This is a genomic window from Porphyromonas bennonis DSM 23058 = JCM 16335 (assembly GCF_000375645.1).
Taxonomy (GTDB): Bacteria; Bacteroidota; Bacteroidia; order Bacteroidales; family Porphyromonadaceae; genus Porphyromonas_A; species Porphyromonas_A bennonis.
The window spans coordinates 41,155-54,237 of the sequence record NZ_AQWR01000011.1 but is presented as its reverse complement, the minus strand read 5'-3'; the positions used below and the strand labels follow the sequence as shown (position 1 = coordinate 54,237).

8 protein-coding genes are annotated in these 13,083 nt (G+C 57.1%); 3 read left to right on the top strand and 5 right to left on the bottom strand.

Going from position 1 to position 13,083, the window contains the following annotated elements:
• The 3 genes from B088_RS03420 to B088_RS03410 all read left to right on the top strand — a co-directional run.
• On the top strand, positions 1-1,000 hold a 1,000-nt coding region (locus tag B088_RS03420; RefSeq protein WP_018107008.1), incomplete at its 5' end, for an ABC transporter permease.
• Between the two features lie 120 nt (positions 1,001-1,120).
• Positions 1,121-2,587, top strand: a complete 1,467-nt coding sequence (locus tag B088_RS03415; protein WP_018107007.1) for a CCA tRNA nucleotidyltransferase — start codon at positions 1,121-1,123, stop codon at positions 2,585-2,587.
• A complete protein-coding gene (locus B088_RS03410; RefSeq protein WP_245546719.1) occupies positions 2,544-3,038 on the top strand; it encodes a nucleoside deaminase in 495 nt (164 codons plus the stop codon). Before B088_RS03415 ends, B088_RS03410 begins: the two co-directional genes overlap by 44 nt.
• A 54-nt stretch (positions 3,039-3,092) precedes the next feature.
• Here B088_RS03410 and B088_RS03405 read toward each other — a convergent pair whose 3' ends face one another.
• The 5 genes from B088_RS03405 to rpoC all read right to left on the bottom strand — a co-directional run bounded on the left by B088_RS03405 (position 3,093) and on the right by rpoC (position 13,044).
• A complete protein-coding gene (locus B088_RS03405; protein ID WP_155802280.1) occupies positions 3,093-5,765 on the bottom strand; it encodes a carboxypeptidase-like regulatory domain-containing protein in 2,673 nt (890 codons plus the stop codon).
• Positions 5,689-6,525, bottom strand: a complete 837-nt coding sequence (locus B088_RS03400) for a GLPGLI family protein (protein WP_018107004.1) — start codon at positions 6,523-6,525, stop codon at positions 5,689-5,691. The genes B088_RS03405 and B088_RS03400 overlap by 77 nt, the downstream gene beginning before the upstream one ends.
• Before the next feature lie 146 nt (positions 6,526-6,671).
• Complete coding sequence (locus B088_RS03395; RefSeq protein ID WP_018107003.1) at positions 6,672-7,826, bottom strand: hypothetical protein; 1,155 nt, start codon at positions 7,824-7,826, stop codon at positions 6,672-6,674.
• Positions 7,799-8,371, bottom strand: coding sequence for an RNA polymerase sigma factor (locus B088_RS03390; RefSeq protein ID WP_018107002.1), 573 nt, complete (start codon positions 8,369-8,371; stop codon positions 7,799-7,801). Before B088_RS03390 ends, B088_RS03395 begins: the two co-directional genes overlap by 28 nt.
• Before the next feature lie 359 nt (positions 8,372-8,730).
• Positions 8,731-13,044, bottom strand: a complete 4,314-nt coding sequence (rpoC, locus tag B088_RS03385; RefSeq protein WP_018107001.1) for a DNA-directed RNA polymerase subunit beta' — start codon at positions 13,042-13,044, stop codon at positions 8,731-8,733.
• Between the last annotated feature and the right edge of the window lie 39 nt (positions 13,045-13,083).

Sequence of the window (13,083 nt, the reverse complement as noted above, 5' to 3'; positions counted from 1 at the left end):
CAATTTCAACCTCCGCCACCTCGATCTGGCGGTCGTGAGCCACGACCCGGGAGGAAACTACAGTCGTCTCCTCTTACAGAAGCTGGAGGCATCGCCAGACATCGACATCATCGGGCTCTACACCTCCGAGGAGCCGGCATACCAGGCGGTGGATCGAAATAAGGCGGAGATGATCCTGGTGATCCCGCCGGACTTCTCCCGTGACATGGAGCTCTCCCGCCACGCCTCGGTCCGAGTGATCGCCAATGCGGTCAATAGCACCAATGCCGTCATGGCGATGAATCGCATGAGCGGACTCATCGCCGACTCGTCTGAGGAGATCCTGACCGAGAAAGTGGGACTGTCGTCAGGCAGCGGCAGACCGGTGGAGATCCGCATGCTCGACCGGTACAATCCGACGCTCAACTACAAGTACTACATGCTGCCGGCGATCCTCGTGATGGTCCTGACGATGCTCTGCGGCATCTACCCCGCCATCGGACTAGCAAATGAGAAGGAGGTGGGTACCATCACCCAGATCAATCTCTCCCCTCTCCGCAGCAGTACCTACATCGTCGCCAAGGTACTCCCCTACTGGCTGATCGGGATAAGCACGACACTCCTCGGCACGCTGCTGATCTACCTCATCTACGGGCTGGCACCGGTCGGGAGCTACCTCCTGATCCTCCTCAGTGCGTTGCTCTTCTCGGGGGTGATCGCCTTCCAGGGCGTGGCGATTGCCAACCTTGCCAAGTCGGTCCAGCAGGCGATGTTTATGGAGCTCTTCTCAGTGATGATCTTCTTTATCATCAGTGGGCTCTTCACCCCCATCAGTACGATGCCGTGGTGGAGTAAGGTGATCGCTTACATCAATCCCATCACCTACCTCAACATCATCATGCGGATGGTCTACCTCAAGGGTAGTCCACTCACCGACCTCTGGCCCTACCTTGCCGCCCTCACGGCCATCGGGCTGGTCAATGCCCTCCTCGCCGTCCTCACCCACCGCAAGCGGCAGTAGCCTACCCTCCCACCATCTCCACCTTACCATCCTCTCATTTAGACTTGTCCGACCCGTCCGACTTGTCCGACTTGTCCGAGGCAAAATGGTTAACTTTGCTCTCTAGAGATGAGACAAACCGTGATCACAAGAGAAACGATAGAGGAGCCCCTGTGGGAGGATATACAGCTACTAATCGGCCGAGACCTGCTGGAGGTACTTGACCGAGCTGCCGAGGAGACCGGCGTGGAGATACGCCTCATCGGCGGGGCGGTGCGCGACCTGATCATCGACCGCCCAACGACGGATCTGGACTTTGTCCTCGAGGGCGACTGCGAGCGGGTCGCCGACCGGATCTCCGAGCTGCTGGGGAAGGGATCGCAAGCCACTGTATTCCGGAACTTCCGCACCGCTCAGGTAAAGTACCGCGGTCGGGAGCTCGAGTTTGTCGGCGCTCGGCGAGAGAGCTACACGGAGTCGTCGCGGAAGCCAGAGGTGATGGAGGGGACCTTTGCCGAGGACGAGGCGCGGCGCGACTTCACGATCAATGTGCTCTCCGTCACCGTCACCGGTCCCGAGGCGGGGACCCTTCACGACCCCTACGACGGGCTGAGAGACCTCAGCATGGGGATCATCCGCACGCCGCTTGACCCGGACATCACCTTCTCGGACGATCCGCTCCGGATGATGCGGGCGGTTCGCTTTGCCGCACAGCTCCGTTTTACCATTCCCCCGGATATGCTTGCAGCCATTCGGCGGAATGCCGACCGACTGAGGATCGTCTCAGCGGACCGGATAGAGGGGGAGTTTATGAAGATCATGGCCAGCCGCAAGCCTTCCGTCGGGCTCGACCTAATGTATCGCACCGGGCTGATGGACATTTACCTCCCTGAGGTGTCGGCACTGCAGGGTGCGGAGACACAGGATGGCGTGGGGCATAAGGACAACTTCTACCACACCATCCAGGTGGTGGACAATGTGGCAGAGCGATCGGACTCCCTTCGGCTCCGGATGGCGGCACTCTTCCACGACATCGGCAAGCCGCGGTCGAAGCAGTTTGTCCGGGGCGGCTGGACCTTCCACAACCACGACTACCTGGGACAGCGGATGCTGCCCAAGATATTCCGACGGGCAAAGTTTCCCACCGATGAGCGGCTGAAGTATGTGCGGAAGATGGTCTCCCTCCACATGCGCCCCGCTCAGCTGGCGGACGACGGCGTGACCGACTCGGCGGTGCGACGGCTGCTCTTTGATGCGGGGGACGACATCGAGGATCTGATGCTGCTCTGCGAGAGCGACCTGACGAGCAAGAATCCACGTAAGGTGGAGAGGTATCTCAATAACTTTGCCATCGTCCGGGAGAAGCTCAAGGAGATAGAGGAGAAGGATCGGATCCGAAACTTCCAGCCCCCGGTGGATGGTCGGGAGATCATGGACCTCTACGGACTGGAGCCCTGCTCCGCCGTGGGACAGATTAAGGAAGCGATCAAGAATGCGATCCTCGACGGTCTGATCCACAACGATCGTCAGGAGGCGCTCAGGTATATGGAGCAGTGGGCGTCCGATGAACTGGGACTCACCCCGCAGAAGCCCCTACCCCTCGAGTGACGATGCGATGATGAGGACAAGCGATGAGGCGCTGATGCGGGAGGCTCTGAGGGAAGCAGAGCTGGCACGCGAGGAGGGCGAAGTGCCGATCGGTGCCGTGGTGGTCTCGCCGGATGGAGAGATCATCGGTCGGGGACACAATCAGACCGAGGGGCTGAGGGATGTGACGGCGCATGCGGAGATGATCGCCCTCACCTCTGCACAGGGACACCTGGGTGCTAAGCTCCTCACAGACTGCACCCTCTACGTCACCATAGAGCCCTGCGTCATGTGTGCCGGGGCGATCCGCTGGTGCCGCCCGACGCGCCTCGTCTGGGGCGCCGATGAGCCAAAGTTCGGCTTTACCACTGTCAGCCGGGAGATCCTTCACCCCAAGACCAAGATCACCTCCGGCATCCTTGCGGACGACTGTCGGGAGCTGATGTCCCGCTTCTTCCGCGACAAGCGGTAGTCATCACTGACGATTCGGACCAGCCCCTTTGGCAATGCCTTGAGTCTCCCTGCTTCAAAACTTTAGAGTATAGGTCAGCATGGTTTGCCTTCTCCTACTGACACTATTAATAATAGACTGGTCGCCTCTGTCAAAAGACAATAGGGGATCCCGTTGGGTGTTCAGTAGATTGGAGCAGGCAAGCACTATCCGATGCCTCCCATGCCGGTAGGTAATGTCAGTGTCTAAGAAAGATCGAAACGGGATCCTCTCCTGTGCCATTAGGATCCGACTCCCTGTGTAGCTCGCTGAGAAGGACCATTGCTCGGAGGGAAATGCAGACAGGGTTACGGAGCAGGATACATCACCTCCCCTCTGCGTGCCGAAGCGTCCGGAAGAGCTCATCCATAGCACCTCAGCACATCCTATCAGCTCTATCCACGACGGACTATTTGCATCGACCTTACCGGAGCAGGTAAAAGTGTGATTACGCACACGACTCTCCTCACCTCTCCGGAGGATGGGAAGGTCAGAGTAGTTATATCCGGCGCTAAGTGTCAGCACGGTAGATATACCGGAGAAGTACTTGGAAAAGTGTGTCTCGGAAATGAGGAGTGTGGAGGAGGAAGCTCTCTCCGTAATGATATGCTCTCTTGCCGTCCCGCGATAGATGACATCCGATAGATTATTACTCTTCCGACTTATTGCCGTCGATGTCCAGGAGGCAAAGATCCCGTCTATTGCAGAGCGATACTCTATGTCAACGGTCGAGCTTAAGGTCTTAATGCGCCGTACCGCAACCGATGTTTTCTTCATCACTTGGTCAAATGAAGACTGATAGGTGCCGGTGAGGTAGTCGTACAGGCGGGGATTATCCTGATCCCTATAGCTCGCTCTGCCTGCTATCCGCCATCGTACAGTGGGGCGATAGGAAATGTGTGTAGCAAAGCCGAGCCTTGCCCTCATCGGTTGACCGCTCTGCCGGGACGAGTCGGTGACAAAGCGGCTGACAGACAGAGAGAGGGGCAGAGAGAAACCCCACTTAAGTCGGGGATCATGATAGGATAGCTCCGGGCTGCTCTCCGCCATTACCCATCCACCCTGTACCATAAGACTCTGAAGAGAAGAGATCAGGACCGATCCGTAAGAGGCAGAGAGTCCTGCATTTCCACTCAGGATCAGGTGGTCAGACAGCAGACGCCCATAGGACAGAGAGCTCTCTCCGTATACGTTCTGACCTGATCCATCCGTCCTATAGGCCAGCGGACCGCTTGGGACCTCCCGGTAGAGAGATGGGAGACGTGAGTATCGGATAGCCCCTCGGAATTGCTTGATCTCTTGTCCCGATCGTCTAATGCCGGATATTTTGTCGGAGATACGTACTTCTGTGCCACGGATCTCTTCCACGAGCGGGATCTCATTACGAGTGATATTATGGGTCTTGTGATCCTTAGACAGCTCTATGCGGAAGTCATTCTTAAAATAGGTTGTCATATCGTTGACGGTGTAGTCTATTGTCAGATATCCTTGCTGATCCTTATATTGTGATCGCTTGGACTGGATCAAGGGGACGTTGCGCTCCCCATTATAGAGACTTCCCTTTAGATCTTGCTGTCTCTCACTACCTGTCCACGCATATCCCCCGTTATACTTAATGGTGCGATCGTTTGTAAGGGCAAGCAATTGATTGATCGTACCTCCGTAGTTATACGATGAGAGACTCCCCGCAGAGGAATTCCTACCGGATACATCTTTGTCCAGGATACCAACGGTTTCTGTCGATGGTATTTTGTTTTGGGAGCTAATATCAGGGGTATTAGAGCTCCCGCTATTCCCTACGTACATGGCAGAGAGGGTCTGGTGCGTCGGACGTACCAGCAGGGCATCGGCGGACAGCTCATGGATCACCCTATGGTGAGTACGACCGAGACCGGGAGAGACAGAGCCTGCAGGGTGGTGCATAGTGTTGTCCTTAAGCCTGATATTGATCATTGCCCCCTCCCCATCCTTCAGTCCCCTTAGGAGCTTCACTCGCTGATAGTGCTCGAGGACGTCTATCGACTTGATATCCTCCGCTCTTACGACACGCGTAGCGGTGCGGTAGTTGTCAGCGACCAGATCCCTGCTCTCGATCATGACACCTTGTACAGCCTTTCCCATATAGCTGATCACCCCATGGGTATCGACCGTTATGCCGGGTAGACGCTTGAGGAGATCCTCCGCAGAGTATGTATTATTGGTACGAAACTCGTCAGCACGGTAAGTCAGTGTATCACCGCTATGCGTGATAGGTGGACCTACGACGACCACTTCGGGCAATTGCTCAGAAGAGCGAGCAAGCCTTATCACTAAGTGGGTGAGGGGGTCGGAGCTATCGATAGCGATGGTCTGAGCCTTGTATCCCAGTAGACGCACCTGGCAGACTTTTGCCTCCTGATCCCCGCTAAGAGACAGAGAGAACATCCCTCTGTCGTCAGTTTGGCAAAACGCAATGGGGACACTCTCCTCTGCAGAGCGGTGAAGTGTGACGATGGCACCGGGAAGCGCAGTATCTGTGATACTGTCTGTGACCTGTCCCTCCACTATAATCGCACCATCGTCTGCTCTTGCGGAGAATGGCACGTAAAGAAGTACTGACAGGAGAGCTATGCAGAGATACCGGTGAAGAGAGTTACCGGTGACCTGACTTACGCAGTGGGTTATACTTCTTAGGTGAACTATTTGGAAGATCGGAGACCTCGTGTCCATAGGATGTTCCCTTGACGTAACTCTTCGTATTGCCGTGGTACTTTTGTTTTTGCTCCAAGAATTGTTTACGACTTACTTTGTTGAACATATGCTTAGACAGCAGTATAGGCGTCGGGCGATGCTCAATCTTGGACAGCTCAAATCGGAAGTCCCCATCATCTGACTTTGCGTCTACCACTACACCCGGGAGACCGTACAGCAGCCATGGTCCGGCAGACTCATCTATGTCCATGGTGTACCACACTGTCCACTGCCTGCCGAAAAGGAGTGTACTCGCTTGCATACACTTGTATCCTGAGATGGTCTTTTGTTGGCTACCGAGTTTCCATATGGGCTTGGTGTCTTTTTCCTCGGTAAGGTAGTAGTCTATCAGTATCCGATCCGTAATGGTACGGTTTCCGTCCGGGTATCCTACGATAAGGGTCCACCCCGGATCCCCCTCGGCATCAGGGCGTCTGGCGATCTTTGCGCTCTCTCTTCCCAGGAAGCGAGTGTCGTAGGGCTTGCCACCGAGGGCAAGAGCCAGGGAGTCCCTCAGGTAGGCAGAGACGGCACCGAAGCGACTTACCTCTGTCCCTTTCTGAAGCACCATCGCCATGTATCTCTCTCTCGACAATTCATTATCCGTAAGAGAGTAGTAATACAGTGCCTTCGCCTGACCTACCTCCTGCACGTTACCATAGACCATCTTCTTCTGCCCCATCAGAGGAAGGCAGCAGGTACAGATGAGTCCGATCAACCATATGTGGCGTTGTCTCATTTTCTGTAAAGCTATTAAAGGCTGGACTTATCTACCGTCCTCAGACAAATATAGCTTATTTACAGGAGGAGAGAAAACGGTAAAACTAACACATTCCCAAACCGCCCCCTACAATAACCGCTTTTTCCGCGATAAGCGGTAGTACTCTATCGACCCAGGTCGGGGAGATCCATCGAGAGTCCCAGGGAGATCTGCGGGGCTACTCGGGGCAGCTCGGCGTGAGGCAGTGCCACGACAGGCGGCACCAGGTCATAGACCAGTCCCGCTGATGCGTAGGCTCTCAGTCCTCCGCCCACCGAGGCTGAGAGGCGGAGACCCGTCCGGAGGTCGACGATCGCCCGTTTTTCCCTCACCCCCTCCGACAGAGGCAGATCGCTCGTAGTCTCACTCCCAAGAGGCAGAGCAAGCCCCACCGCTCCATAGCCCGACACCTCGGTCGGTCCGAGACGGAGCAGTCGGGCGGTGAGTCCGGGGCTGACTCCGATCGACCGCATATCCTGTGTGAAGTAGCCTATCTGCTCCTCTCCATCGGCAAGCTCGACCCTCTGCCAGGAGAAGAAGACTCCCATGTCGGCATAGAGCCTATCGCCCCAGATTGGTTTCATCAGGTGAGCCTCCAGCTCAAGTACCGGGCGACGCGAGAGCTGGATCTTCCTCTCCCTATAACCGGGCGCAGTGGAGGTAAACATCTCACGCTGTACCCCACCGCTTACACCCCCTCCCGGGATCAGTGCTGAGGCAAGCAGGCGGGAGGATGAGGTGCGGGAAGGCATCTCCGGGAGAGAGAAGTCGGAGGAGCCGATCGCTTGTATGGGGGGAGCCTCGTCTGCCCCACCCTTCGAGACAAAGCGTCTCGGACGTCCGGGAGTGATCCTTCTCCCGTCCGCGACGAGTAGTGCCGCCCCCGACCGTATCGGAGAGAGGAGATGTGGGTCCCTCCGTACAGGAGTCTTGCGACCACCCACCCTACCACGCTCCACAGGAGTCGTCACCGGGGTCTCCTCGACTGAGGGTAGCTGCTCCGACGGGAGTACAGCGACAGGATCGTCGACGGGAAGGGGTGTCTGCAGCTGCTCCTGCTGTGGTGACAGAAGGACGATCAGCAGGATTACCGCCACCGAGGCCACCATACCGGCGACCCATCCGAGACGCCGACGACGTCTCCGAGCCGATAGCGTCCCGGGGATCACCACAGGGGGTGTAGTCTCTCCCGGGAGCTCCATCCCCCGGAGTCTCTCTCTCAGAGCAGCCTCCCACGCTCCGGGAGCGGCGCTCACTCTCTCTTTGTTTCTCTTATCCATAGCTCCAGCTTCTCTTTAAGTCTCTTCTTGGCGCGGCAGTACTGTGATGCAGAGCTGCGCTCCCCTATCCCCAGCATTGCGCCGATCTCCTTGTGCGAGTGTCCCTCCACGGCGTAGAGGCTAAAGACCTGACGGTAGCCCTCAGGCAGCTCTCCGATCATCCGCAGGAGCAGCTCCGGACTGATCCGGTCGAGGAGGGACACCTCCTCCTCACTATCCTCCTCTGTCTCCGGTGTCGCCACTTCCGTCAGGTCATCCATGGGACACATCCGTGCCTCGTGGAAGCTCTTGAGGGAATTGAGGGCGGTGTGTACCACTATGCGCTTGATCCAGCCATAGAGGGAGCCATCTCCTCTGTAGGAGAAGGAGTCCGCATGACGGCACACCTTGATCATCGCCTCCTGGAGGACGTCCTCAGCCTTGTCGCTGTCACCGGTGTAGCGATAGGCGACCGCCCTCAGCTGACCGGCATACCGACGGTACAGGAGACGGAATGCCGCCTCCTCATCGGTCCGTAGCAGATCTGCTATCTCTCTATCGCTCATAGGTCCTTGGATCCATATAACCCGGCTGACAGTTACTTAACGGGACCACTCTCCGGTGCTCTATCCTACTAACAACTCAACCCTCCAAATACTGCATCCCTACTTGGACAAAGTTGTGGAAAAAGTAGAAGTGCAAAAAGGCTGAAAAAAAATCACCGGCTGTCTACGGAAGGGATCGACTGAAATCTATTACTGGTATTAGGCTCGACTATTATCGGTATTAGTGATGACTATTACCGGTATTAGTCCGAGGCCTGATCTTGAGCATCCTGTAGGGCAAAAAAAAAGATAGGCTCCCGACAGGGAAAAACCCCATCGGGAGCCGATCTTACTTAACTCAGACTCGGGAGGACCGAAGATCAGTCCTCAGGCATGATGTCCTCCAATGGTGACTGGACACGCTGGCCGGAAGCCTTGGCAGTCTCTAAGAGACGCTTCGCCTCGAGGTCTGCCTTATTGGCCACCACGAAATCCTTGCGGGCAGCCTGTCCGGTACCGGCCGGGATGAGGTGGCCGACGATCACATTCTCCTTAATGGAGTCGAGTGCGTCGATCCGTCCCTCAATGGCGGCGTTATTGAGCACCTTAGGCGTCTCCTGGAAGGAGGCAGCGGACATGAAGCTCTTGGTCTGCAGGGCAGCCTTGGTGATACCCTGGAGCATCTGACTGCTGACCGCCGGCATCGCATCGCGCGCCTCGATCGTGCGGAGATCCTTACGACGAAGCTGGCTATTGGCGTCGCGCAGACGGCGCAGGGTGATGATCTGACCCTCGCTGTACTCCTCAGAGTCACCCGGATCGGTGATCACCTTCTTGCCCCAGAGAGCATCGTTGGCGTCCTTGATGTCCTGCTTGTCGACGATGTCCTGCTCGAGGAGGTTGGTATCGCCGGCATCCTCGACGAGGACCTTGCGGAGCATCTGACGGACAATGATCTCGAAGTGCTTGTCGTTGATCGCCACACCCTGCTTGCGGTAGACGTCCTGGACACCATTGACGATATAATTCTGCACCGCATTGGGGCCGAGGATCGCCAGGATATCCTGCGGAGAGATCTGTCCGTCGGAGATGGGATCGCCGGCACGGACGAAGTCATTCTCCTGAACCAGGATCTGTCTGGAGAGCGGCACCATATACTTGCGCTCCTCACCGGTCTTGGAGGTGACGATGATCTCACGATTACCGCGACGGATGCGTCCGAGGGCCACCTCACCGTCGATCTCAGAGACGACGGCAGGATTGGTGGGGTTACGAGCCTCGAAGAGCTCAGTGACACGGGGGAGACCTCCTGTGATATCGCCGGTCTTGACGACGACGCGGGGGATCTTGGCGATGATGTCGCCGGCCTTGAGCTTAGCACCATCTCGCTGTGTCAGGAGGGCACCGGCAGGGAGGTCATAGGAGGTGGCACTCTCCTCGCCCTTGCGGATCACGCTGTAGGCGGGGGTGGTGTTCTTGTCCTTACTCTCGATGATGACCCACTCGCTACGTCCGGTGGCGACATTGGACTCGCTCTGTACCTCGTAGGTGATGCCCTCCTTGAGTCCCTCGTAGTGGAGCGTACCTTCTGCCTCAGCCACCATAACCGCGTTGAAGGGGTCGGACTCGTAGATGGTGTCGTCAGCCTTCACCTCAGTGCCGGGCTCGATGAAGAGGTGGGCACCGTAGGGGATATTATTGCTGATGAGCGACATGTGGGTATTGGGGTCGACGATGCGCATCTCTGCCTGTCGGCCGATAACCACCTTGAAGCTCCTGCCATCCTCGTCCTTGGAGTCCACGGTACGGAGCTCATCGATCTCGAGGATACCGTCGTACTGAGCCTTGATGTAGCGCTCCACCGTATCGGAGGAGGCGACACCACCGGCGTGGAAGGTACGGAGGGTCAGCTGAGTACCCGGCTCACCAATCGCCTGAGCAGCGACTACGCCGACCACCTCGCCCATCTGTACGGGACGATTGTGTGCCAGGTCACGACCGTAGCACTTGGCGCAGACACCCTCCTTGCTCTCGCAGGTGAGGACGGAGCGGATCTCGACCTCGGTGATAGGCGACTCCTGGATCTTGGTGGCAGCGTCCTCATCGATCTCCTCATTGGCCCGGACGATCAGTTCGCCGGTGATCGGATGGATGATATCGTGGACAGAGCAGCGACCGAGGATACGCTCGTAGAGCGATGCGACGACGTTCTTACCCTCCTTGATCTCACGACGGACGATACCGCGGAGCGTACCGCAGTCCTCCTCGGTGATGATCACATCGGAGGAGACATCGACGAGACGACGGGTCAGGTAACCGGCGTCGGCGGTCTTGAGTGCCGTATCGGAGAGTCCCTTACGCGCACCGTGAGTGGAGATGAAGTAGTCGAGTACGGAGAGACCTTCCTTGAAGTTGGTCAGGATAGGATTCTCCATCGTCTGGGCTCCCTCACCGCTGCGGACCGGCTTGGCCATCAGACCACGGATACCGGAGAGCTGCTGGATCTGATTGGCAGATCCACGGGCACCGGAGTCCATCATCATGTAGATGGAATTGAAGCCGTCCTCGTCCTCCTTGAGCTGCTGCATGAGCACCTGGGAGATCTTATTATTGACGTTCGTCCAGACGTCGATGATCTGATTGTAACGCTCGTTGTCGGTGATGATACCGAAATTGAAGTTATCCATGATCTCCTCGACCTGGCTGAAGCCGTCGGCGATGATCTCCTCCTTCTCCTTAGGTACGATGACGTCGGAGAGGTTGAAGGAGAGTCCTGCCTTGTAGGACATGTAGTAGCCGAGGTTCTTGATGCGGTCGAGGAAAGCGGAGCTCTCAGCGATACCGCAGTACTTGATCACCTCACCGATGATGAGTCGGAGGTTCTTCTTACCCACCACTCCGTTGTAGAATGGGAGCTCACCCTTGGGCATCATCTGATTGAAGAGCATACGACCGTAGGAGGTCTCGATGACGTGGGTGATCGGCTTACGCTGCTCGTCGAGATCCTCTACACGTGCCTTGATGACGGCGTGCATATCGAGGGAGCCCTGGTCGTAAGCGACCTGTACCTCCTCGAAGTCACTGAATACCTTGCCCTCGCCCTTGGCTCCGGAGCGCGTCTTGGTGATGTAATAGAGTCCGAGTACCATATCCTGGGTAGGTACGGTGATCGGGGCTCCGTTGGCGGGGTTGAGGATATTCTGTGAGGCAAACATGAGGAACTGTGCCTCGAGGATCGCCTCATTGGAGAGGGGGAGGTGGACTGCCATCTGGTCTCCGTCGAAGTCCGCATTGAAGGGCGTACAGGAGAGCGGATGGAGCTGGATAGCCTTACCCTCGATAAGCTTGGGCTGATAGGCCTGGATACCGAGTCGGTGGAGCGTAGGGGCACGATTGAGGAGAATGGGGTGACCCTTGATGATATTCTCGAGGATGTCGAAGACAACCGGCTCACGACGATCGACGATGCGCTTGGCACTCTTGACGGTCTTGACGATACCGCGGTCGATGAGGCGACGGATGATGAAGGGCTTGTAGAGCTCGGCTGCCATATTCTTCGGCAGACCGCACTCGTACATCTTCAGCTCAGGACCGACGACGATGACGGAGCGGGCGGAGTAGTCGACGCGCTTACCGAGGAGATTCTGGCGGAAGCGTCCCTGCTTACCCTTGATGGAGTCGGTAAGCGACTTGAGGGGACGATTGCTGCGACTCTTGACAGCAGCGGAGCGACGGCTGTTGTCGAAGAGTGAGTCCACCGACTCCTGGAGCATACGCTCCTCATTGCGGAGGATCACCTCAGGCGCCCTCGTCTCGATGAGTCGACGGAGGCGGTTGTTGCGGATGATCACCCGGCGGTAGAGCTCATTGAGATCCGAGGTGGCGAAGCGGCCACCGTCGAGCGGCACGAGAGGACGGAGCTCCGGGGGGATCACGGGGATCACCTTCATCACCATCCACTCGGGACGAGAGTAGCCATTGGAGGCACGGAAGCTCTCGACCACCTGGAGGCGCTTGAGGGACTCCTTCTTGCGCTGCTGCGAGGTCTCCTTGGAGGCGCTGGCACGGAGCTGATAGGAGAGCTTGTCGAGGTCGACCCGCTCAAGGAGCTTCAGGATCGCCTCACCGCCGATACCGGCGATGAACTTATCCGGATCGCTGTCGGGAAGATCCTGATTGCCCTCCGGCAGACGATCGATGATGTCGAGGTACTCCTCCTCAGAGAGGAAGTCGAGATCCTCGACGTCCTCGGCGACACCCTTATTGATCACCACATAGGACTCGTAGTAGACGATCTTCTCGAGCTTCTTGGAGGGGATGCCGAGGAGATAGGCGATCTTATTGGGGACAGAGCGGAAGAACCAGACGTGCACGATCGGCACCTCCAGCTTGATGTGTCCCATGCGCTCACGACGCACCTTCTTCTCCGTCACCTCTACCTGGCAGCGGTCGCAGACGACGCCGCGGTAGCGGATCCCCTTGTACTTACCACAGTGGCACTCGTAGTCCTTGACCGGGCCGAAGATGCGCTCACAGAATAGTCCGTCGCGCTCCGGCTTGTAGGTACGATAGTTGATCGTCTCCGGCTTGGTTACTTCACCGTGCGAATTCTCGAGGATCTCCTCAGGAGAGGCGATCCCGATGCGGATGCGGGAGAAGTTGGGGTTGATCTTATTTGTTATCTTGAAAGCCATAAGCTATGATTCTCTCTACTTTATGCGTCTCAAAAAATC